Source organism: Actinokineospora terrae, from assembly GCF_900111175.1.
Taxonomy (GTDB): Bacteria; Actinomycetota; Actinomycetes; order Mycobacteriales; family Pseudonocardiaceae; genus Actinokineospora; species Actinokineospora terrae.
The window spans coordinates 88,007-110,491 of record NZ_FOGI01000017.1 but is presented as its reverse complement, the minus strand read 5'-3'; the positions used below and the strand labels follow the sequence as shown (position 1 = coordinate 110,491).

At 72.4% G+C, this 22,485-nt stretch carries 16 protein-coding genes; 11 read left to right on the top strand and 5 right to left on the bottom strand.

Annotated elements, in window-relative coordinates:
* Positions 1 to 12: 12 nt before the first annotated feature.
* Positions 13 to 768 carry a GntR family transcriptional regulator gene (locus tag BMY07_RS30985; RefSeq protein WP_245782761.1) on the top strand — a complete coding sequence of 252 codons (756 nt, stop codon included), beginning with the start codon at positions 13 to 15 and terminating at the stop codon, positions 766 to 768.
* A gap of 336 nt (positions 769 to 1,104) precedes the next feature.
* Here BMY07_RS30985 and BMY07_RS30980 read toward each other — a convergent pair whose 3' ends face one another.
* Positions 1,105 to 1,770 carry a dioxygenase family protein gene (locus BMY07_RS30980; protein ID WP_092786417.1) on the bottom strand — a complete coding sequence of 222 codons (666 nt, stop codon included), beginning with the start codon at positions 1,768 to 1,770 and terminating at the stop codon, positions 1,105 to 1,107.
* Between the two features lie 212 nt (positions 1,771 to 1,982).
* Between BMY07_RS30980 and BMY07_RS30975 the strand changes: the two genes are divergently transcribed.
* Complete coding sequence (locus BMY07_RS30975; protein WP_092786415.1) at positions 1,983 to 4,727, top strand: helix-turn-helix transcriptional regulator; 2,745 nt, start codon at positions 1,983 to 1,985, stop codon at positions 4,725 to 4,727.
* A gap of 84 nt (positions 4,728 to 4,811) precedes the next feature.
* On the opposite strand, the gene BMY07_RS30970 is transcribed toward BMY07_RS30975, so the two are convergent.
* From BMY07_RS30970 to BMY07_RS30955, 4 genes are all read right to left on the bottom strand, one after another.
* On the bottom strand, positions 4,812 to 5,948 hold the full coding sequence (locus BMY07_RS30970; RefSeq protein ID WP_092786413.1) for a S1 family peptidase: 1,137 nt from the start codon (positions 5,946 to 5,948) through the stop codon (positions 4,812 to 4,814).
* A gap of 745 nt (positions 5,949 to 6,693) precedes the next feature.
* Positions 6,694 to 9,396 (bottom strand): helix-turn-helix transcriptional regulator, encoded by a 2,703-nt coding sequence (locus BMY07_RS30965; RefSeq protein ID WP_092786411.1) that lies wholly within the window; start codon positions 9,394 to 9,396, stop codon positions 6,694 to 6,696.
* A 153-nt stretch (positions 9,397 to 9,549) separates the two neighbouring features.
* On the bottom strand, positions 9,550 to 13,014 hold the full coding sequence (locus BMY07_RS30960; RefSeq protein ID WP_092786409.1) for a DNA topoisomerase (ATP-hydrolyzing): 3,465 nt from the start codon (positions 13,012 to 13,014) through the stop codon (positions 9,550 to 9,552).
* A gap of 46 nt (positions 13,015 to 13,060) precedes the next feature.
* Complete coding sequence (locus BMY07_RS30955) at positions 13,061 to 15,121, bottom strand: DNA gyrase/topoisomerase IV subunit B (RefSeq protein WP_092786407.1); 2,061 nt, start codon at positions 15,119 to 15,121, stop codon at positions 13,061 to 13,063.
* 570 nt (positions 15,122 to 15,691) lie between these two features.
* On the opposite strand from BMY07_RS30955, the gene BMY07_RS30950 reads away from it, so the two are divergent.
* From BMY07_RS30950 to BMY07_RS36000, 9 genes are all read left to right on the top strand, one after another.
* Positions 15,692 to 16,471 carry a lytic polysaccharide monooxygenase gene (locus BMY07_RS30950; RefSeq protein WP_092786405.1) on the top strand — a complete coding sequence of 260 codons (780 nt, stop codon included), beginning with the start codon at positions 15,692 to 15,694 and terminating at the stop codon, positions 16,469 to 16,471.
* Between the two features lie 62 nt (positions 16,472 to 16,533).
* Entirely contained in the window at positions 16,534 to 17,175 is a 642-nt protein-coding gene (locus tag BMY07_RS30945) for a DUF305 domain-containing protein (RefSeq protein WP_177215895.1), read from the top strand.
* A 175-nt stretch (positions 17,176 to 17,350) separates the two neighbouring features.
* Positions 17,351 to 17,674, top strand: coding sequence for an antibiotic biosynthesis monooxygenase family protein (locus BMY07_RS30940; RefSeq protein ID WP_092786401.1), 324 nt, complete (start codon positions 17,351 to 17,353; stop codon positions 17,672 to 17,674).
* 62 nt (positions 17,675 to 17,736) lie between these two features.
* Positions 17,737 to 18,906: an acyl-CoA dehydrogenase family protein gene (locus BMY07_RS30935; RefSeq protein WP_092786399.1), complete on the top strand. Its 1,170-nt coding sequence runs from the start codon at positions 17,737 to 17,739 to the stop codon at positions 18,904 to 18,906.
* A complete protein-coding gene (locus BMY07_RS30930; protein WP_092786397.1) occupies positions 18,906 to 19,910 on the top strand; it encodes a s-methyl-5-thioribose-1-phosphate isomerase in 1,005 nt (334 codons plus the stop codon). Before BMY07_RS30935 ends, BMY07_RS30930 begins: the two co-directional genes overlap by 1 nt.
* A gap of 86 nt (positions 19,911 to 19,996) precedes the next feature.
* Positions 19,997 to 20,719, top strand: a complete 723-nt coding sequence (gene mtnC / locus BMY07_RS30925; protein WP_092786395.1) for an acireductone synthase — start codon at positions 19,997 to 19,999, stop codon at positions 20,717 to 20,719.
* Positions 20,712 to 21,314, top strand: coding sequence for a methylthioribulose 1-phosphate dehydratase (gene mtnB, locus BMY07_RS30920; RefSeq protein WP_092786393.1), 603 nt, complete (start codon positions 20,712 to 20,714; stop codon positions 21,312 to 21,314). Before mtnC ends, mtnB begins: the two co-directional genes overlap by 8 nt.
* A 5-nt stretch (positions 21,315 to 21,319) precedes the next feature.
* Positions 21,320 to 21,892 carry a 1,2-dihydroxy-3-keto-5-methylthiopentene dioxygenase gene (locus BMY07_RS30915; protein WP_092786391.1) on the top strand — a complete coding sequence of 191 codons (573 nt, stop codon included), beginning with the start codon at positions 21,320 to 21,322 and terminating at the stop codon, positions 21,890 to 21,892.
* Between the two features lie 283 nt (positions 21,893 to 22,175).
* Positions 22,176 to 22,304: a hypothetical protein gene (locus BMY07_RS36000; protein WP_281245102.1), complete on the top strand. Its 129-nt coding sequence runs from the start codon at positions 22,176 to 22,178 to the stop codon at positions 22,302 to 22,304.
* The last annotated feature ends 181 nt before the right edge of the window (positions 22,305 to 22,485 follow it).

The following is a 22,485-nucleotide window of genomic DNA, read 5'->3' as shown; positions in this document are numbered from 1 at the left end:
CTGGACCGGCGGTTGTCGACGCCGTTGTGGGCGCAGTTGCACGCGGACCTGTTGCGGCGGGTCGACGGGGGCGAGTTCACCCGGGTGTTCCCCGGGGAGTTGGCGCTGGCCGCGGAGTACGAGGTCAGCCGCAACACCGTGCGGGAGGCGTTGCGGCGGTTGCGGGCGGACGGCACGGTTGTCGCCGGGCGGGGGCACCCGCCCAGGTTGGGCAGGCAGACGGAGATCACGCAGCCGCTCGGGGCGCTCTACAGCCTGTTCGCGTCGGTGCAGGCCAGCGGGCTCAGCGCCTACAGCGCGGTGCGGGTGCTGGACGTGCGCGCGGACGGGGTGGTGGCCAGCAAGCTGGGGCTGGAGGAGTCGACGCCGCTGCTGTACCTGGAGCGGGTGCGCTTCGCCGGGGACGCGCCGCTGGCGGTGGACCGGGTGTGGCTGCCGCACGCGCTGACCGCGCGGTTGCGGGAGGTCGACTTCACCGGGACCTCGCTGTACCGGGAACTCGACGCGCGGTGCGGGATCCGGCTGACCGGCGGCCAGGAGCGGATCCGGGCGGTCGTGCCGACCCAGGGCGAGCGCAGGCTGCTCGCCGCCCCGCAGGACACCGCGGCGCTGGCCATCGACCGGCTGGGGCTCGCCGAGCGGACGCCGGTGGAGTGGCGGCACACGGTGGTGCGCGGCGACCGGTTCAGCGTGCTGGCCAGCTTCTCCGCCAAGGGCTACCAGCTCGACGTCCACAGTGGACACAACGGGCCCGGCTGGACGGCCTGAGCTGCGGTTTCTCTCCCGGCGTAGAGCCAACGGAGAAAGACGGGGCGCCGGGCCCTGCTGTGCCCGGCGCCCCTACCCCCGTGGCCGTTCCCCGGCCGGTCCGACCCGGGGGCGACCTCGAGCCCGACGTCCGCGTCCGACGTCCGCGTCACCGTGGTGGTGCCGCCAGGCCCGACGCGGGCGGTGGCGGTGCGCGAGGCGTAGGTGCACGGTCCGCCTTCGGTTTTCCGCCGCGTCGGGTGGCGTCGACCGGCGGCAGGGAGCACCGTCGGACGTCTCACCGCGCCGCAGCGACGAGCCGGTGGGCCGTCCACTGTGGAGCGCGGAGGGGGCTGGTCAGGCCACGTTCAGCACGAAGTCGAACGTGCCCTCCTTGGCCGAGCCCACGGTGCGGACGTTCATCAGCAGCCGCGGGTCGTAGATGGTGTCGGTGTTGTTGCGCGGTTCGCCGGGGAAGTACAGCTGGGTGGTCAGGATCCGGCCGCCCGGGTTCTGCACCTTGACGTGGATGTGCCGGGTGCGGCCGGGGTAGAGGCCGGGCACGATCGTGGTCAGGGTGAACTTGCCGCTGGCGTCAGTGTACTGGTGCCCGCGGAAGGTGTAGCCGCTGTTGTCGTAAGCACCGCGGCTGTCGGCCTGCCAGAAGTCCAGCAGCGCGTTGGCCAGCGGCCTGCACGAGCGGCTGAACACGAAGCCGCTGACGGTCAGCCTGGTGCCGGTGGTGCCCGGCTGGATCAGGCTGGTGCGCTGCGGGGAGCCCGGCTTGAAGTACGGACCCTCCGTCTGCGCGATGGTGGTGCTCTGGCCGGGGGTGCAGGCCAGGTTGATCGCCTCGGCGCCCTCGGGGCGGACCTCGGCCGGGCTGGCGGCGGCGAAACCACCGGCCGCGGTGGCACCGATGAGGCCCGCGGCGGGGACGACGAGGGCGCCGAGCTGCAGCAGCCGCTTGCGAGTGATGTTGCCCTCGCCCGCGTCTTCCGTGGTGGGGAGCTGGTCAGTCACTTGGGGAGTACCTCCTACGACGAGACCACCGGGTTGGCGATCGTCACGGATTGGCACACCCGATGCTGTTGCAGTGACCGGGCCGTTGCAATCCGTGGCGATACGGGCTTAACTCAGGCGCTACCGTGAGCAGATCCGTGGTGGGCAGGGCGCGAAAGCCTTTCACCCCAGGCAAAAGGTGCAGCATGGAAACGGGTCCTCTGGGAACCACTGTGGACAGATCGACCGCGCTCGACCGCGCGCCGCTGGTCGGCCGCGGCGCGGAGCTGGCGCGGCTGTCCTCGGTCGGCGCGCCCGCGCTTGTGCTGGTCGCGGGCGAGGCGGGGATCGGCAAGAGCCGGATGGTGGCCGAGTTGCGCGAGCACCCGGACCTGCTCGGGCACCACTGGTTGGTCGGCGAGTGCCTGCCGCTGCGCGAGCCGTTCCCACTCGGCCCGGTGCTCGACGCGCTCAAGGGTCTGGACCTGTTCAGCCCGCCGGTGGGCCGGGTGGACCGGGTCGACGTTTTTCCCAGAGTGCGCGCGGGTCTGGCCGAGCTGGGTCCCGCGGTGCTGGTGCTGGAGGACCTGCACTGGTCCGACGAGGCGACCTACGAGTTCCTGCGGTTCCTGTGCCGGGGCCTGCCGCCGCGGCTGACGGTGCTGGTCACGTACCGGCCGGAGAGCGTGCGCGCCGAGCGGCCGGTGGTGGACCTGGCCGGGTACCTGCCCCGGTGGGCGCGCGCGGTGGAGACGACGGTGCGGCCGCTGCGGGTCGCCGAGGTCGGTGAGCTGGCGGCCGGGTTGCTCGGGTTGACCAGGGTGACCACCGAGTTCGCCACACGTCTACACGAGTTGACCGGTGGCGTCCCGTTCGTGATCGAGGAGGTGTGCCGGGCGCTGCCCGCGGAACCGGCGCCCCGCCTCGCCGACGCGCCGCGGTCGGTGCTGGACCGGTTGACCGCGCCGGTGGCGTTGCGCGGGTCCATCGCGGAGCGGCTCGCGGCCCTTCCGGCGGCGGTGCGGGACGTGGTGGGAGCCGCGGCCACACTCGGCGCCCCGGTGGACGAGCACCTGCTGGGCCGGGTCGCCGGTCTGGACCGCCCGACGGCGGCGGAGGCCATCGACCACGCGCTGGCCCACGGGTTGCTGCGCCAGTGCGCGCCCGGGCTGCTGGCGACCAGGCACGCGCTGGCGACCCGCGCGGTGATCGACCTGCTCGCCCCGGACGAGGTGCGGCGGGCGCACCGGGCGGCGGCGACCGTGCTGGCCGACGTGGCGCCGGTCCCGCACGCGCGGCTGGCCAGGCACTGCAAGCACGCCGGGCTGGTGGCCGACTGGGTGCGGCACGCCGAGGCAGCGGCCACCCGCGCGGTGGCACTCGGCGACGGGGACACCGCGGTCGACCTGCTGGCGGACGTGGTGTCCGCGTCCGGCATCGACATGACCACCCGGGCGAGGGTCGCCGCGCTGCTCAGCCGCGCCGCGCAGCCGGGGTTGCGCCACGACGAGGCCGTCGCCGCGTTGCGGTCGGTGCTGGCCGAGGACGACCTGCCGGAGCGGCCGCGCGGGGAGATCCGGTTCGGGCTCGGCATGTTGTTGGTGTCGCAGGCGGGCAAGGCGGGCGCGGGGCGGGAACAGCTGCGGGTGGCGGTCACCGAACTGGCCGACCGGCCGGACCTGGCGGCGCGGGCGATGGCGGCGCTGGCCATCCCGTCGTCCACCTCGGGGACCGACACCGAGCACCTGGCATGGGCGAAGCGGGCGTTGAACATGCTCGGCTCGTTCGACGACCACGCGGTGCACACGGCGGTGCACGTCAACCACGCGTCGGTGCTGCTGTACTACGGCGACCCGGACGGCTGGCCGGTGTGGCGGGCCGCGCTGGCCCGCGGGTCGACACCGGAGGCCCGGCTGCACCTGCTGCGCGGGGCGAGCAACGCGGCCGACGCGGCGCTGCTGCTGGGCCACGACGCGCGCGCCCGCGACCTGCTGACGTTGATCCCCACGCTGGTCGACCAGGACTCCGGGCTCTACACCAACCGGCTCGTCGCCGGGACCCGGCTGCGGCTCGACCTGGCCGCGGGGCACTGGGAGGGCCTGCCGGAGCGGATCGCGCACGTGCGGGCGAGCGCGGGGGCGCACCGGCTGCCGCTGCTGGAGGCGGAGGCGCGGCTGGTGGGCGCGGAACTGGCGCTGGCCACCGGGGCGTTGGCCGACGCGGAGGTCGACCTGCGGGCGGTGGGCGAGCGCGACGAACTGCTGACCATCCCCCAGGTGGCCGGGGTGGCGGCGGCGCGAGCCAGGATCGCGCTGTCGGGCAACCGCGCGCAGGAGGCGTTGGTGCTGCTGGCCCCCGCGCTGGACCTGGTGCGCAGGCACGGGAACTGGGGCTGGGCGGCACAGGTGGTCCCGCAGGCGTGCGCGGCGATGGTGGCGGTCGGCGACCGCGCGGGCGCGGTGGCGCTGCACCGGGAGTTCGCGGACGCGGTGGTGTCCCTGGACGCCCCCGCCGCGGGCGCGGCCGCGTTGGAGGCCGCCGGGTACGTCGCGCCGCGGGCGAAAGCGGTGGACCTGTTCGCCGCGGCCGAGGGCGAGTACGAGGCGATGGGCAGGCCGTACGCGCGGCTGCTCGCCCGGGAAGCCCTGGCGTCGGTGCTGCTGGACAACGGCGACAAGGAACCGATGGTCGAGGTCGTGGCGGGCTTCACCGACCTCGGCGCCCGCTGGGACGCCGCCCGCTGCGCCCAAGCCCTGCGCAAACACGGCGTCACCCCACGCCACCGCGGCGGCAGACGCGGCTACGGCGACGCCTTGTCCCCCCGAGAGGCGGCGGTCGCCCGAATGGCCGCGCGGGGCAGCACCAACCGAGAGATCGCCGAAGCCCTCTTCATCTCCGTCCGCACCGTCGAGGACCACGTGGCCAACGCCCTCCGCAAATGCGGCGTCCGCACCAGAACAGACCTCCCCTGCGACTGAGCCCCCGTCAACCGGGCTTCGATGGGCATGGGGCGAGCCCCGGCGGCGGTGGGACGCCGGCGCCGGGGCTCGCTGGGGGTGGGGTCAGCTGGTCACCAGGCGGAGGCCGTAGACGGAGAGGATCTCGGTGAGGGGCTGGAAGTAGGTGGTGCCGCCGGAGGAGCAGTTGCCGGAACCGCCGGAGGTGACGCCCTGGGCCTGGGTGCCCGCGAGCCAGGAGCCGCCGGAGTCGCCGGGCTCGGCGCAGGCGTTGGTGCGGATCAGGCCGCTGACGGTTCCCTGCGGGTAGTTGACGCTCTGGTTCTTGGCCTGGACGGTGCCGCAGCGCCAGCCGGTGGTGGAGCCGGAGCGGCAGATCGACGCGCCCACAGCGGCCTCGGTGCCGCCCTTCACCGCGACGGTGGTGGAACCGCTGTAGCGGTTGACGACGCCGCGCGGGGTCCAGTTGGTGTTGGTGCGGACCCACGCGTAGTCGTTGCCGGGGAACGAGGAGCCCGCGAAGGTGCCCTGGGCGACCTGGTTGGAGCCCTTGGTCGTGGCGCCCGAGCGGCCGCAGTGCCCGGCGGTGACGAAGCCGCCCTGCACGGAGAAGCCGACCGAGCAGCGCGAGCCGGACCCGATGTAGTACGCGTCGCCGCCGCGCACGTCGTAGAGCGGGCGGGGCGACTCGGTGGACTCGACGACCGAGATGGCAGTGGCGTCCAGGCCCGAGGTAGCCACGAACTGCTTGGCGGCAGCGGCGGTGCCCTTGGCGGTGGTCAGCGTGACGGTGTTGCGCTGCACGTCGACGTACCAGCCGGTGACGCCCTGGGGCGCGGTCTTGCCGTTGAGGCCCTCGGCGGTGGCGTCGAGGTGGCCCGCGCTGTGGCGGACGACGGTCGCCTCGGCACCACCGGCGCGCACCTGGGACGCCTTGGTGGCGTCGGTGACGCCGACGACGAGCTTGCCCTTCGCGGCGTCGTAGTACGCGCCGCCGAAGGAGTCGCTGAGCCGCCCGCGCAGGTCGGCCTCCAGCGCGGTCGCCTTGGTCTCGCTGTCGAGCCGGGCGATCGCGGCGTCGCGGGACAGGCCGAGGTCGCGCTCCATCGCGCTGAGCACCTCGGGCGCCACGTCGGTGGCGGTGGGGGCGGGGGCGGCCTGCTGGCCGGCGAACGCGGGAACGGTGGCCACCGCTGCCGCGGCCGCGGTCAGCACCACGGCGGCGACGAGTGTGCGTTTCACATGTTCTCCAACGGTTCTCGAGTGCAGGGGACAAGGGCCAAAGCCCTCCTTCCGCCGAATGCGCCAAGCCCTCACTAGGACGTATCCGGCGGGTATTTCGAATGGTGCTCGCGGACCCCGGCGACCACAAGGGGAACTTGTTACCGGATATACGGGCAGCGGGTGAAACGGGCGCTGGTCTGCGCATTTCCAATGAACGGATTTCACCTTCCCGGATATCCCCCGGCCCGCGCTCACGGGGCGCCACCGGACATCCCGGTTAACTGTGAAAGCCGCTGCCACACCGGTATCCGGCGCTATCGCACCCAGGGCGCGGCACGAACCCCACCAACCTCGGGCGTAAGGTGGATAATACCAGCAGGGTCCGCGCCCGCCCCAGGCCGAAAAGCGCCACCCGGGGACGACAATGACAGCCGACCAACCGCACGCGGTGGAGCGCGACTATTCCGGGTGGCCCGACCAGTGCCAACAGGCTAGAACCGCCGCGCGCACCCGGGCATCAGGGGAAACCCTCGCGCACCCCGCGCGCCACCCTTGCGGAGGCCGCCCCCGGAACCCTCCCAGCCCCCACCCTCTCCGGGGGGCGTCCCCTAGGCCAGTCTAGTGGGTGCGCGGGATCGATGGGGTGGGGTCGTCGGATCTGTGGATATCCGTGGGGGTTGTGGATAACGCGACGTGGGGAAATGGGTGGGAGAGGGCGCGGGGTTCAGTCGACCAGGTGACTGCCTTGATGGTCGAGACGGAGTCAGTCGTCGTGCAGGCGGGCGGCGAGTTGGGTTCGGGAGCGGATGCCGAGTTTGCGGTAGACGCGGGTCAGCGAGGCCTCGACGGTCTTGACGCTGATGAACAGGCGGTCGGCGATCTCGCGGTTGGAGGCGCCCTCGGCGACCAGGGCGGCGATGCGGGCCTCGGTGGCGGTCAGCTCGGTCGGCGCCTGGACCGGGCCGGCCAGCCGGGTCAGGACGCGTTCGGCGTGCTCGGTCCACGGGTGGGCAGCGGCGGCGGCGAACAGCGCGGCAGCCCTGCGCACCGGCTCACGGGCAGCGGCGTGGCGGCGGCGCCCGCGTTCGATCCGGCCGCGCACCAGCAGGCAGTGGCCAGTCTCCAGTGGTTGACCCAACGCGGTGAACACGGATTCCGCGCGCCGCAACAGGTCCACCGCGCCGTCGGTGTCACCCCGAGCGGCCAGCAGTGACGCCTCGGCGCGGTCGAGTTGCGCGGAAACCCCCGCGGGCTCGGGAACCCCGGCGACCCGGTCACGGGTGTCGGCCAGGATCCCGGCCGCCTCGGCGTGTTCGCCGACCGAGACCAGGGCCGTCACCAGGTCACCGTGCCAGCGCAGCATCGTGGGGTCGCGGATCCCGCGCGGCCGCTCGAGTTCGGGGATCCGGCGCAGCGCCGTGACCGCCTCGGCCGGGCGACCGGTGCGCAGCAGGGCCTGGCCGAGCAGGTGCAGGTGCCTGCGCAGGAACACCAGGTCCGAGTCCTGCTCGGCGGCCCGCACACCGCGTTCGGCGTAGGTCAGCGCGCGGGCGACGCTGCCACCGGCGAGTTCGGCGACGGCGCTGGTGTGCCAACCGGGGGCCGGGCTCAGCCGGGCCTCGCCGCCGATCCGCCGCGCCCTGGCCGCGTAGTCCATCGCCTCGCGGCAGCGGCCCAGCCGGGTGGCGACCTCGGTGAGGCCGCGCAGCACAGTGACCAGTTCCTCCACCGCGCCGCGCTCGACCATGCCGAGCATGCCCAGGTACAGGGCGCGGGCGTCCTCCAGCCGTTCGTCGATCGCGGCGAAGCGGGCGACGATGAACGCGGGCGAGAAGTGCGCCCAGCCGTCCATGTCCGGCGGCGGCAGCAGCAGGGCCCGGCGCAGCGGCTCGTCGAAGTCCCGCTCCCCCGCCAGCCGCTTCATCAGCGCGGCGGTGGCCAACGCCATGGCCTCGATGGAGGTGTCGTCGACCGAGCGGGCCAGGTCGGCGGCGCGGGCGGCCCGCTCGGCCGACACCGCGGGCCACCCGTTGATCATCGCCGCCCAGGACCGCCACAGCCACAGCAGCCCACCGGAGCGCGGGCAGTCGCCCGCGTCGGCCAGTGCCAGGGCGAACAGCTCCTGCTCGTCGGCGACCCCTTGCCCGGCAAGGTGAATCAGCGACATCCGGACGCGAACCCGTTGCAGTGGCGCGGAATCCGCGGCGAGCACGGCGTCGGCGGCTCGGCGCACCACGTCGCCGCGGGCGGCGACCGCGCCGGTTCGCGCTGCCGCCACAAGCCATTCCAGCCGTTGTACGCGCTCGTGGCCCGGGGTCCGGTCGGCGGCGAGCAGGTACAACTCGGCGGCCAGGTCGCGGGAACCCTGTCGCTGCGCGGTTTCCGCCGCCACCACCAGCGAACGCGCGGCGGCCGCGTCGGGGTCTTCCGACGCGTGCGCGCGGTGGCGTTCCCGGTCGGCGTCGGAGGTGACGACCTCGGCCAGCCTGGTGTGGGCGGCGGCGCGGTAGTCGGCGTCGGCGAGGTCGGCGATGAGCGAGGCGGCGGCGGGCGGGGTGAACCGGATCTTCTCGGCGTCGGTCACCACGAGACCCACCTCGGCGGCCCTGGCGATGTCCCGCGCGGCGTCGGCCCTCCCGGCGCGCAGCAGCAGCCGGGTGGTCGGTCGGGTGGCCAAGGCGCACCACAGCAGCGTTTCCCGCTCGGCGGGGGCGAGGCAGGCCAGGCGTTCGCGGACGAGCAGGGCGACGCTGGGCGGCAGCGGCAGGCGGTCGGTGGCGGCGCCCGCGAGGGTGAGCGCGAGGTACGGGTTGCCCGCGGAGTCGGCGTGGATGGCGGCGGCGGTGCGCGCGGGAAGTCCACGGGCGTCAAGGAGTTCGGCCAGGTCGTCGGCGGTGAGCGGCGGGACTTGCAGGCGCAGCACCGGTCCCGGCGCGAGGGCGGCGGGCGGGACGGCGCGGGGGCCGTCGTCGTCGAGGGGCACGGTCTCCGGGAGCCTGCCCGCGACCACAGCCCTGACCTGCGCCGACCCGACCCGGCGGGCCGCGTACGCGAGCACGTCGGCCGACGCGGCGTCGACCCACTGGGCGTCGTCGATCAGGACCAGCACGGGTTCCCTGGCGGCCATGGCCAGCAGGGACAGGTGCCAAGCGTGCCTCAGCGGCATCCCCCCGTCCACCCGGCGGCCGACGAGCACCTCGGTGACCGCGTCCCGGAACTCGGCGGGCAGCGCGGCCACGATCGCGGACGGCACCTGGGCGAGCAACTCGGCCAGCACCCCACTGGAGATCCACCGCTCAGCCTCGGCCGCGGTGGCCCGCAAGACCCGGCCCGGTACCGAGATCGCGTCGAGCACCGCCGTCTTGCCGATACCGCTGGGCCCGGAGAGCAGCACTCCCCCACCCTGGTCGAGCCGGGCGGACACCTGGGCCAGCAACCGCTCCCGCCCCACCAGCCCGCCACCCACAACCCCGACCCCACCTCACCGACCCGCAAGTCCCGACACAGTACAGACGCCGCGGCGGCCTGGACAATGCCGCGAACGCCCATCTGGCCCGGACTTGTTCGGTGGGGTGGAGGTCAAGCCGCCTGGTTCGTCACCAAGGCGGCTCGGCGTCTCTCAGGCGCGTTCCACGAGGTGGCCGATGACGTCGGGGCCGGGGTGGGCGTGGCCGGAGCCGTCGCGGCGGGGGTCGGGGTCGGGGAGTTCGACGGCGGAGCCGGTGCGGCTGGAGCCCGCTGGTCGGGGGCCGATCCAGGCCAGGACCAGGCCGGTCTCGCCCTTGAGGAAGCGGTGGGCGCGGACGCCGCCGGTGGCTCGGCCCTTGGCGGGGTACTCGGCGAACGGGGTGACCTTGACCGACTGGCCGGTGGAGGTGACCACCTGGGGCTCGCCGTGGTCCGGGTCGTCGATGCGGATCGCGCCGAAGAACAGGGCCTTGCCGTCCGCGGGCACGTTGATGCCCGCCATCCCGCCGCCCTTGAGCCCCTGGGGCCGCACGAGCGAGGCGGCGTACCGCAGCAGCGACGCATCACCGGTCACGAACGCCAGCGTCTCCGAGCCGTCGGTCAGCCAGGTGGCGCCGATGACCTCGTCGCCGTCCTTGAGGGTGATCACCTCGAACTCGTCGGACCGCACCGGCCACTCGGGCGCGCACACCTTCACCACGCCCTGGCGGGTCCCCAGCGCGAGACCGGGTGAGCCCGCGGCCTGGTCGCCGAGCGGGGCGATGCCGATGACCCGCTCGCCCTTCTCCAGCGACACCAGCTCACTGGCGGCCATCCCGCCGGACACCGACACCGTGCCGCTCTGCTCCGGCAGCACCGGCAGCGGCAGCACGTCGGTCTTGACCGCCCGCCCCCGGTTGGTCACCAGCAGGACCTGCCCGCGCGCGGTCGAGTGCACCAGCGCCGCCACCGCGTCGTGCCGGGCGCGCCCCTTGCGGGTGCGCCCCTCCGAGGCCTCCTCCGACTCCGCGGCCGTGCGCGCGACCAGGCCGGTGGCGCTCAGCACCACCTGGCACGGGTCGTCGGCGACCTCCAGCGGACCGGCGGGCTTGGAGGCGGCCAGCACCTCCTTGAGGTCACCGTCGATCAGCGAGGTGCGGCGCTCGGCGGTGAGGTCCCTGGCGACCTTGCCCAGCTCGGTGGACACGACTCGGCGCAGCACCTTGTCGTCGTCGAGGATCTTGGCCAGTTCCTCGATCTCGCCGCGCAGCTTCTCCTGCTCGTCCTCGAGCTCGAGCTTGTCGAACTTGGTGAGGCGGCGCAGCGGGGTGTCGAGGATGTAGGTGGCCTGCACCTCGGAGAGCGTGAAGCGGCTCATCAGGCCCGCCTTGGCCGCCGCGGCGTCGTCGCTGCCGCGGATCAGCCGGATGACCTTGTCGATGTCGACCAGGGCCAGCAGCAGGCCCTCGACCAGGTGCAGCCGCTCCTCGCGCTTGCGCTTGCGGTGGCGGGTGCGCCGGGTGACGACCTCGTAGCGGTGCTTGAGGAACACCTCCAGCAGCGCCTTGAGCCCGAGCGTGCGCGGCTGCCCCTCGACCAGGACCAGATTGTTGATGCCGAAGGACTGCTCCATCGGGGTCAGCCGGTACAGGTCGGCCAGCAGCGCCTGCGGGTTGACGCCGACCTTGCACTCGATGACCAGCCTGGTGCCGTTCTCCCGGTCGGTGAGGTCCTTGACGTCGGCGATGCCGGTGAGCCGCTTGCTCTTGTTCACCTCTTCGGTGATCTTCTCGATGATCTTCTCCGAGCCGACCTGGTAGGGCAGCTCGGTGACGGTGATGGCCTGGCGCCTGCTGCCCTCGAGGTGGCCGATCTCCACCTTGGCCCGCATCCGCACCACGCCGCGGCCGGTCTCGTAGGCCTTGCGCACCTCGTCGAGGCCCAGCAGCATCCCGCCGGTGGGCAGGTCGGGGCCGGGGATGAACTCCATCAGCTTGTCGAGGTCGGCCTCGGGGTGGGTGATCAGGTACCGCGCGGCGGCGACGACCTCGCCCAGGTTGTGCGGGATCATGTTGGTGGCCATGCCGACCGCGATGCCGGAAGTGCCGTTGACCAGCAGGTTCGGGAACGCCGCTGGCAGCACGACCGGTTCGAGCAGCGAGCCGTCGTAGTTGGGCCGGAAGTCGACGGTGTCCTCGCCGAGCTCGCCGACGAGCAGCATCGCCTCGTTGGACATCCGCGCCTCGGTGTAGCGGCTGGCGGCGGGGCCGTCGTCGGGCGAGCCGAAGTTGCCGTGCCCGTCGACCAGCGGCGCGTTGAGCGAGAAGTCCTGCGCGAGCCGCACCATCGCGTCGTAGATCGCGGTGTCGCCGTGCGGGTGGTACTTGCCCATGCAGTTGTGCACGACCAGGCCCTCGACGACGAACGCGTGCTCGTCCGACCCGACCTGGATGTCGTAGGTGGTGTCACCGGCCACCGGCTCGACCGACGCCACTGTGGACAGCACCGGCAACGCAGTGGATGACACCGGCGCGCTCGGCTCGGCGGGAGCAGCGAGGTGGGCAAGGCCCGCGTGCTTGTCACACGAGCGCACCCACGGCAGCAGCAACGCGGCCAACGTGGCGGCGGCACCACCGGAGACGGTTATCCCGCGCAGACCCGAGCGGTCCCACTGGTCCGCGGGGATGCCGAGGTCCGCGAGCAGGCACCACACCTGCCGCAGCAGCTCCGGGCGGGCCAGGCCCGCGATCTGCCCACGGCCGCGCCGCACGTGCCCGGCACCGTCGAGCAGACCGGCCAGGTAGGGCAACCAGGCCGCCCGGTCGGCGAGCACGACGGCGGGGACGGTGTCGCGGGTGGCGAGCAGACCTGCGTCGGCGAAGGTGAGGATGTGCCGGTCGCGCTGGGTCGGGGTGCGGGCCTCGCGCTTGTCGCGGCGGGTGTCGAGCCCGGCGCCGATCGCCCAGCCGTGCACGTGGTCGACCGGTCCGGCCTCCAGCGACTCGACCCGCAGCTCGCCTGCGGCGGTGACCGAGCCGGAGGCCGCGATCACGCCGAGGACGTAGGCGTACCCGTTGTCGCTGGCGGTCACCTCGTCGGCGCCCGCCCCGGCGACCGTCTCCCGACCGGCGAGGTCCCTGGCCTCGACCCACTCCCGGCCCGAACCCGCGCTCACCCGGAACCGCTGGCCGGGGGTGACCAGCATGCTGTGGCCGCTGGTCCAGGTGACCCGCACCAGCTCCGACACCGGGTTCTCGTAGACCGCCGTCACCGGCACCGGCCTGCCGCCCGGGTCGAGGACCTGCTCGCCCAGCTCGATCCCCTCGATCGGGCGCAGCCCCGACGGTGTGGACACCAGCGCGCCGCGCACGAAGCAGTCGCCGACCACGCGGGAGGACTTCACGTAGGCGTGGGTGGGCCGGTAGCCCTGCTCGTGCATGGAGAACAGGATGCGGCGGTGCACCGGCTTGAGACCGTCGCGCGCGTCGGGCAGCGCGCGCGAGTGGATCACCGAGTAGGCGTACTCCAGGTAGGAGTCCTCGATCTCGGTGCGCACCGGGTTGTCGACCACGGTCGCGCCCGCCTGGTCGAAGGCGGAGGGGTCGACCTTGGTGGCGGGGGCCTTGCGGCGGGCCATGGGCGCGGCTCTCTCTCGTGCTCTGGTGGTCGGTCGGCGCGGGGCGCTACAGGTCGATGGCGGACTGGTCGACGCGGGCGGCGGAGTCGACCAGCCAGTTGCGGCGCGGCTCCACCTTCTCCCCCATCAGCAGCTCCAGCGCGGCCTCGGCGGCCTCGGCGTCACCGAGGGTGATGCGGCGCACCGAGCGGGTGGCCGGGTTCATCGTGGTCTCCCACAGCTCGTCGGCGTCCATCTCGCCGAGGCCCTTGAACCGGGGCACCGGCGTGACCACCTGCCTGCCCGCCTTCTGCAGGCGGGCCACGGTGGTCTCCATCTCGCGCTGGGTGAAGGTGAAGACCGTCTCGGCGCCCCGGCCGCGGGTGGTGATCTTGTGCAGCGGCGGCATGGCGGCGTAGAGCCTGCCGTCGTCGATGACCGGGCGCATGTACTTGGCGAACAGGGTGATCAGCAGGGTCCGGATGTGCGAGCCGTCGACATCGGCGTCGGCCATCAGGATGACCCGGCCGTAGCGCATCGCCGGGAGGTCGAAGGTGCGGCCGGTGCCCGCGCCGAGCACCTGCACGATGGCGGCGATCTCGGCGTTGCGCAGGGTGTCGGCCAGGCTGGCCTTCTGCACGTTGAGGATCTTGCCGCGCAGCGGCAGCAGCGCCTGGTACTCCGAGACCCGCGCCATCCGCGCCGAGCCGAGCGCGCTGTCGCCCTCGACCAGGAACAGCTCGCTGCGGGAGACGCCGGTGGTGCGGCAGTCGACCAGCTTGGCGGGCATCGCGGCGCCCTCGAGCGCGGTCTTGCGGCGCGCGGCGTCCTTCTGCTGCTTCTGCGCGATGCGCACCCGACCGGCGTCGACGATCTTCTGCAGCACGACCTTGGCCTCGGCCTTGCTGCGCCGGTCCTCGGTCCACTCGCGCAGGTGCCGCTCGACGACGCCCTGGATGACCTTGGTGATGCCCGCGGTGGACAGCTCGTCCTTGGTCTGGGAGGTGAACTGCGGCTCGGGGATGCGCACGTGCACCACGGCGGTCATGCCCTCGAGCACGTCGTCGAGGGTCGGCAGGTCCTCCTTGGGCTTGAGCAGGCCCCTGGTCCTGGCGATGGCCTCCTGCAGCGCCTTCACCGCGGCCCGCTCGAAGCCCTTGCGGTGGGTGCCGCCGTGCATGTTGCGGATGGTGTTGGTGAAGCACTCGACGGTGCGCTCGTAGCCGGTGCCCCAGCGGAACGCGACCTCGACCTCGGCGCGCCGCTCCACCTTGGACCGCATCACGCCGTTCTCGTCGGCGGCGTTCTCCTGGTAGCTGCCCTCGCCGGTGACCAGGACGGTGCCGGACACCGCGCGCTCGCCGTCCGGGGACAGGAACTCGACCATGTCGGTGAGACCCTGCGGGTAGTGGAAGGTCTCCTCGGTGAACTTGCCCGGGCTCTCGGGGTCGGCCACGCGCAGCGCGTACTTGACGCCGGGGACCAGGAAGGCGGTGTTGCGCATCTTGGCGCGCACGGCGTCGACCGACAGGGACGCGCCGTTCTCGAAGTAGCGGGCGTCGTACCAGTAGCGGATGGACGTGCCGGTGGACTCGCCGCGGCGCATCTTGCCGACGATGTCGAGGCCGGAGCGCTTGGTGAACTTCGCCCTGGGGCCGTCGCCGTCGAACTCGCCGGGCACGCCGTGGGCGAAGGACATCCGGTGGACCTTGCCGTCGCGCCGGACGGTGATGTCGAAGCGGTGCGACAGGGCGTTGACCGCGGAGGCGCCGACGCCGTGCAGGCCGCCGGAGGTCTTGTAGCCGGAGCCGCCGAACTTGCCGCCCGCGTGCAGCCGGGTCAGCACCAGTTCCACACCGGACAGGCCGGACTTGGCGTGCACCCCGGTCGGGATGCCGCGGCCGTCGTCGTCGACCTGGACGCTGCCGTCCTCGTGCAGGGTGACCACCACGTTCGTGGCGTGGCCCGCGACGCCCTCGTCGGTGGAGTTGTCGACGATCTCGGTGAACAGGTGGTTGATGCCGCGGCTGTCGGTCGACCCGATGTACATGCCGGGCCGCTTGCGCACCGCCTCCAGACCCTCCAGGTGCGTCAGGTCGTCGGCCCCGTACAGGGTCTCGGCAGTCACTGGGTCGTTCTCCCGCTGGTGTCGTCGCCCCCGAGCCCGCGCTCGGCGTCCGCGCGGCCGGTGCCGCTCGAACAGGTGTCCCAAGGTACCGGAGGGTATCGGCCCGGCCCGACAGCCGTGGCGCACCGCGCCGGGCGGGCGGCGTGGCGGGCACCACGCCGCCCGCCACGCCGATGGTCCGGCCCGGATGGTCCAGCCGGGCCACCGGTGGTCCACTCGGACGCCCGCGCGGCCCAGGTGGTGATGGCATGCGCCGTACGGACGCTTGACCGGGGGTTGAAACATCGGGGCGGTTGTGTGAATTTACCGCCTCCTGGCCGGTAGGCCTCGTCTTGACGGGTGATCAGACCCGCGTTTATGGTCTAGACCACAGCACAGCTACATCGTATTGACGGCGTGCCGGGCTGTGACGCACCACCGCTTCGACCAGCACCAACCCTCCGGCGTCCGGGTCCGGCCGACGCCCGACGGGTGGCAGGCGTCCCTCTGCTCCCCGTTTCCACCCCTGCGCCGGTCGCTTCGTGGCGACCGGCGGAAACGCCGTCCACTCCTGTGGAGGAGCACGCAACTATGAAGCACAAGCGCAATTTCGCCGTCGCAGCGGCCGGGGCGACGATCGCCCCGCTGTTGATGGTCGCCCTGCCCGCGAGCCCGGCCTCGGCGCACGGGTACATCAGCACCCCGCCCAGCCGCCAGGCCAACTGCGCGGCGGGCAAGGTCAGCAACTGCGGCCCGGTCATCTACGAGCCGCAGAGCGTCGAGGGCCCCAAGGGCCAGAAGAACTGCAACGGCGGGCTCTCCCAGTTCGCGCAGCTCAACGACGACTCGAAGAACTGGCCCGCGGCCTCGGTCGGCAACTCGGTGAACTTCACCTGGACGCTCACCGCCCGGCACGCGACCTCGACCTGGGAGTACTTCATCGGCAGCGAGCGCGTCGCTGTCTTCAACGACAACGGCGCGCAGCCGGGCGCCACCAAGAGCCACACCGTCAACCTGGGCGGCAAGACCGGCCGGGTGAAGCTGCTGGCCGTGTGGAACATCGCCGACACCGCGATGGCCTTCTACAGCTGCGTCGACCTGCAGGTCGGCGGTGGCGGCGGGACCACGACCACCCAGCCGACCACCACCACCACGCAGCCGACCACCACCACGACCCGCCCGACCACGACGACCACGCAGCCGACCACCACGACCACTCCGCCGCAGAGTGGCACGTGGGCCGCGGGCACCAGCTACGCCACCGGTGCGACCGTGACCTACAACGGTGCTTCTTACCGCTGCCTGCAGGGTCACACCGCGATCGCGGGCTGGGAGCCCTCCAGCACCCCGGCTCTCTGGGCGAAGAACTGATGGCCACCCGGCCCGGGCCTCGGCGGGCCCGGGCCGGGTCCCCGTCTCCCGAGGAGACCGCCGTGAAACGTCCGCTGATCCTCGCCGCCTGCTTCGCCCTGCTCGCGGGCTGCAGCGGCTCGGGCCACGACGCCGCGCACACCGGGCACGCGGGCCACGAACTGGCCCCCACCACCCCCGCGTCGGCGTCAGCGCCCGCCCCTGCTCCAGCCTCCGCTTCTGGTGCGGCCCCGGCCGTCGGCGACTACAACCTGGCCGACGTGATGTTCCTGCAGATGGCCATGGCGAACCACAACCGCGGCATCGAGCTGGTCCACCTCGCGGACAAGCGCCCGATCCGCGAGGACCTGCGCAACCTGACCGCCGCCATCCGGCTGACCCAGGAGCAGGAACTCGACCAGATGAAGAAGTGGCTGACCGAGTGGTCGCAGTCCACCGACGTCAACCCCGACCCCAACGCCCACGCCCACCACGGCGGCATGCCGGTCACCGACGCCGCCGCCCTGGCCGACCTGGCCAAGCTCCCGGACTCCGAGTTCGAGAAGCAGTTCATCGCCCTGCTCACCGCCCACCAGCACAACGCGGTCGAGTTCGCCCTCACCGAGGGCAAGGACGGCGCCAGCGCCCCGGTCAAGGCGTTCGCGGACAAGGTCGTGAAGTCGCGGTCGGGTCAGATCCAGCTGCTGCTCAAGTACCAGCAGTAGGCAGGCACGCACGGCAAGGGCGGGCTCCGAATCCGGGGCCCGCCTTGCCGCGTCTTCTCCGACTCCGGGTGGTGAACCCGATGCCGCCGGACCTCGTGCGACGCGAAGCCAACCTGTCAGGCCACGCGGCCGGAACCGGGGCGACAGGGTGTGGTGGCGCTGATTCACTGTCCTCATGGAGCTGTCCAGCACGCCCGAGCCGCCCTACTACGCGGTGATCTTCTCCTCTGTCCTCAGTCCTGACGACGAGGGTTACCACGAGGCCGCCGACCGGATGCTCGAGCTCGTCGCCGCGACGCCCGGGTTCCTCGGGGTCGACTCCGCGCGGGGGCAGGACCGGCTCGGGATCACGGTGAGCTACTTCGAGGACGAGGCGGCGATCGCGCGGTGGCGGGAGCAGCCGGAGCACGCCGCGACCAGGGCCAGGGGGCGGGAGCGGTGGTATGACGCGTTCGAGGTGCGGGTGGCCAGGGTGGAGCGGGCCTACCGGAGCCGCTGATCCCACATGCCGGTCGCCTTCCCGAGGACCGGCATACTCCCGGGGGAGAGCGGAGGGGTGTCATGGGGCGGCAGCGGTGGGTCGAGGTGGCGCGCGGGGTGGCCGGGAGGCTGGCCGCGGACGCCGTGGAGCGGGAGCGCAAGGGCGCCGAGCCGCTGGTCGAGGTGGCCCTGTTGCGCGAGAGCGGCCTGCTGCCCCTGCTGATCCCCGTCGCGCACGGTGGGCACGGCGAGGACTGGGCGACCGCGCACGCCGTGCTGGCCGAGGTCGCCGCCGCCGACGCGTCCGTGGGGCACCTGCTCGGCTACCACTACCTGCACGTCTGGCGGACCAGACTGTTCGCGCGCCCCGACCTGACCGAGGAGCTGGACCGTGCGACCGCCGAGGGCAGGCTGTTCTGGGCCGGGGTCGCCAACCCGAGGGACGACGCGCTCGTGCTGTCCGATGTGGACGGCGGGCTCCTGGTCAACGGGCGCAAGTTCTTCGCCACCGGCGCCAGCGTCGCCGACCGGCTGGTGGTCAGCGGCGCGCACGGGGACCGCAAGCTGACCTTCACCCTCGACGCGCGGGCCCAGGGCATCCGGTACCTCGGCGACTGGGACAACCTCGGGCAGCGCCTGTCAGCCAGCGGCGGCGTCGAGTTCACCGACGTGTTCGTCCCCGCGCACGACGTCCTCGGCCCCCAACCGGCCAAGTCGGACCCCCGGGCGCAGCGCGACTCCCTCGCCCCGCTCGCCTTCCAGCTCGTGCTCAGCCGCGTGCTCGCAGCTATCGGCCGGGGCGCGCTGGTCGACGCCGCCCGCTACACCCGTGAGACTTCCCGCGCGTGGCCCGCGTCCGGCGTCGAGCACGCTGTCGACGACCCGCACGCGCTCGCCGGTTACGGCAGCCTGCTCTCCCGCCTCGAAGCCGCAGACCTGCTCGTTGACGCTGCCGCAGCCGCTTTCGCCGAGGCCGATGCCCGCGGGTTGGAGCTGACAGCGGACGAGCGTGGCAAGACGTCCATCCGGATCTCGCACGCCAAGGTCGTGACCTCCGAGCTCGCCGTGGAGATCACCAGCAAGCTCTTCGAGTTCACCGGTGCCCGCGCGACCGGCGCCCGGCACGGCATGGACCGCTACTGGCGCAACGCCCGCACGCTCACCCTGCACGACCCGACCGTCTACAAGGCCGCCGAGGTCGGCAGGCACCTGCTGACCGGTGAGTACCCGACCCCGAACGGCTACAGCTGATGGCTCGCCCGACCCTGGACGAGAGCGTCGTCCTCGAGGACGACGCCGTCGCCATCCTCGACCGCCGCCGGTTCCCGTTCGAACGCGTCTGGGTGCGTTGCGCGACGGTCGACGAGGTAGCGGTAGCGATCGAGGACATGGTCACCCAGTCGTCCGGCCCGTACTTCGCCGCGCTGTTCGGCATGGTCCTAGCCGCCCGCGCCGCCGCGCACCTACCTCCCGCCGACGCGCGCGCCGCGCTCGACAGGGCCGGGGGGCGCCTTATCGCGAGCCGCGCGACCAACAACCACCTGCGCAAGGCCGTAGCGGCGGTCCTCGCGGAGGTAGACGGTCCTATCACCGGCGAGGAGTTAGTCGCCGCGGCCACGCGTGGAGCCGTGAAGGGCGATGAGGCTTACCGGGCCAAGAGTCGGGCTCTAGGCGAGTACAGCGCCAAGTTGCTCCCTGACGGTGCCCGCGTTCTTACGCACTGCTGGGCGGACGCGTACCTCATCGAGACCGTCGCCGCCGCCGGTCGGCTGGGCAAGGACGTGTCGTTCTTCTGCACCGAGACCCGCCCGTACCTGCAAGGAGCGCGGCTGACCGCCGAGACCCTGGCCGAGATGGGCGTCGACACCACGCTGATCACCGACGGCATGGGCGCGTCCGTGCTGCAGAGCGGGGCGGTCGACGTGCTGCTCACCGCGGCCGACCGGGTCACCATGGACGGGCACGTGGTCAACAAGATCGGCACCCTCGGCCTCGCCGTCGCCGCGCACGCCTTCGGGGTGCCGTTCCTCGCCCAGGTCCAGGCGCCGGACCAGGCCGCGCCCACCGCCGCAGACGTCCCCATCGAGTACCGCGACGGCAGCGAGGTCTTGCACACCCTGGGCGTGCGGACCGCCAGCGACAAGGTGCGCGGGCACTACCCGGCCTTCGACGTCACCCCGCCGCGGTTCGTCACCACGATCGTCACCGACCGCGGCCCGTTCGACCCCGACACCGTGGCCGACTACCACCGCTAGCGGCGTCAGTACCGTGTTGGCTGAAAACCGTTGCCACTGAGATCGTGGCTCGTCCCACCGCGACACCCAGTCCAGAGAGAGGCACCGTGACCGACACCCTGTCCGCCCAGTGGGTAGTGCTCGACATCGAGGGCACCCTGATGCCGACCGCGGGCGTCCACGTGGTGCTCTACGACTACGCGCGGCCCCGGCTCGGCCCGTGGATCGACGCGCACCCGACCGACCCGGTGGTCGTCGCCGCGGTCGCGCGGGTCAAGGCCGAGGCCGGGTTGCCCGCCGACGCCGACACGGCCGCGGTGGTGGCGGTGCTGCACGGGTGGATGGCCGCCGACCGCAAGGCCGCGCCGCTCAAGGAGCTGCAGGGGCTCATCTGGCAGGACGGCTACGCGCGCCGCGACCTGGTCTCGGAGTACTTCCCGGACGTCGTCCCCGCGCTGCGCGGGTGGGACGAGGCGGGCCTGAAGCTGGCCGTGTTCTCGTCTGGGTCGGTCGCGGGCCAGATCGCGTCGTTCTCCACTACGACCGAGGGCGACCTGACGACCCTCTTCCGCCACCACTTCGACACCGTGAACGCAGGCCCCAAGCGCGAAGCGGCCTCTTACGCCGCCATCGCCGAGGGCATCGGTGGACCTACCCCGCCACGGATCGTGTTCCTGTCGGACGTTCCCGCTGAGCTCGACGCCGCCGCTGAGGCCGGGTGGCAGACGGTAGGACTGGCGCGTGCCGGTGAGCCCTACGCGGACGCGGACTTCGGTGACCACCGCGTCGCGAAGTCGTTCGACGACTTCCGGATCGTGCCCGATGCCTGACCTGGTCACCGCCGGTCAGGCGCTGGCCGCCGAGTCCGCCCGCTACACCGCCATGGGCTGGATGCGCGGCACCTCCGGCAATCTCTCAGTGACGCTGGGCCGTGATCCGCTGCGTCTTGCGGTAACCGCGAGCGGTTTGGACAAGGGTGAGCTGACCGCGCACGACGTGGTCGAGATCGATGGCACCGGGGAAGCGTTGCCCGGTCAGCGACTGCGGCCGTCCGCGGAGGCCGGGCTGCACGCGCGGATCGCGTCGGTCGCGGGCGCCGGTGCAGTCGTGCACCTGCACATGCTGGCCCCCGTAGTCGCGGCGGAGCGCTGGCCGGGCGGCATCGAGCTGCGCGACCTGGAGATGCTCAAGGGCTTCGGCCGCCGCGCGCACGACGACCTGGTGACCGTCCCGGTCGTGCCGAACTCCCAGGACATGACCGTGCTCGGCGACGCGTTCGAGGCCGGGTACGACCCGGCCACCCCGGCACTGGTGGTCGCCAGGCACGGGGTGTACGTGTGGGGGGACGACCTGCTCGTGGCCAGGCACCGCGCCGAGTGCCTGGAGTGGCTGCTGCGGTTCACGACCGCCATCGCGGAAGGGTGAGACCCATGACCCAACTGACCATCTGGGCCGACGACGACCCGGGCACCGTCCTGACGAACACCCGCGACGAGGCCGAGATCGAGTCGACCCTCGGCGCTCTCGGCGTGCGCTTCTCCCGCTGGCCGCTGGTGGACCTGCCCGCCGAGCCGACCTCCGACGAGGTCATCAAGGCCTACCAGACCCACGTCGACGAGGTCTCCGCCCGCGAGGGCTACCACTTCGTCGACGCCGTCACCATGGTCCCCGAGGACACCGACGCCTGGCGCGCCACCGCCGCCACCGCCCGCGCCAAGTTCCTGTCGGAGCACACCCACGACGACGACGAGGACCGCTTCTTCGCCCGCGGCTCCGGGATCTTCTACCTGCACATCGCCGGCAAGGTCCACGCCGTCCTCTGCGAGGCGGGCGACCTGCTCAGCGTCCCCGCCAACACGACGCACTGGTTCGACATGGGCACCAACCCCGCCTACGTCTCCATCCGCTTCTTCCACGACGACAACGGCTGGGTCGCCAACTTCCTCGACAACTCCATCGCCCACCACTTCCCCACCTACGACGAGATCACCGCGCGGTCGTAGGTGGGCGGAGCGCCACCGGCTCCTCGACCGACCGCACGCAGAACCCCGACCACGTCGGGGTTCTGCGTTTTTCCATGACCGTTCGCCCAATAACTATTGGTGGGTAAAGTCCGGTTTGCGCGGTCTCGAAATGGTGAGTTCGGAAAGCATGGCGAATTTCCTCCACCCGCCGCGAAAATGCCGGTAGTCGGCGCCAGGGGCCTTGGATCCTGAAGGTGGCCCTGCTACGGTCGAGTTGTCTCATCCGAACATCATCGATGTTGTATCGAGGGAGGCACTTGTTATGCCCAATCCTGGGGAACTGCACGACCTGCTCACCGCCATGGCCGAGTCCGAGCCCACGCCCGAGCAGAACGCGGGCGAGCAGAAGACCGAATTCGGAATCATCGCCTGGTACCTCAACACCCGGTGAGCACCGAACCTCGGCTGACGCCTGTGGGATAACTGCTCGCGCACCGTCGACCGCCGCGCTTTCGGGCGCGTTCCGGTGAATCCGGAAATCATGTTCTCGACACCGGCGGTTGTCGCGCGGGAGCACCACGATGAATCACGGCGCTGGTCGGGTTGCTCGCGAAACAGTGGTGACTCCTGCG

Coding starts and splice junctions, on each gene's coding strand:
- BMY07_RS30940 (WP_092786401.1), top strand. CDS start 17,351: ATGGAGCTGTCCAGCACGCCCGAGCCGCCCTACTACGCGGTGATCTTC.
- mtnB (WP_092786393.1), top strand. CDS start 20,712: ATGCCTGACCTGGTCACCGCCGGTCAGGCGCTGGCCGCCGAGTCCGCC.
- BMY07_RS30960 (WP_092786409.1), bottom strand. CDS start 13,014: ATGGCCCGCCGCAAGGCCCCCGCCACCAAGGTCGACCCCTCCGCCTTC.
- BMY07_RS30930 (WP_092786397.1), top strand. CDS start 18,906: ATGGCTCGCCCGACCCTGGACGAGAGCGTCGTCCTCGAGGACGACGCC.
- BMY07_RS36000 (WP_281245102.1), top strand. CDS start 22,176: ATGCCCAATCCTGGGGAACTGCACGACCTGCTCACCGCCATGGCCGAG.
- BMY07_RS30950 (WP_092786405.1), top strand. CDS start 15,692: ATGAAGCACAAGCGCAATTTCGCCGTCGCAGCGGCCGGGGCGACGATC.
- BMY07_RS30915 (WP_092786391.1), top strand. CDS start 21,320: ATGACCCAACTGACCATCTGGGCCGACGACGACCCGGGCACCGTCCTG.
- BMY07_RS30935 (WP_092786399.1), top strand. CDS start 17,737: ATGGGGCGGCAGCGGTGGGTCGAGGTGGCGCGCGGGGTGGCCGGGAGG.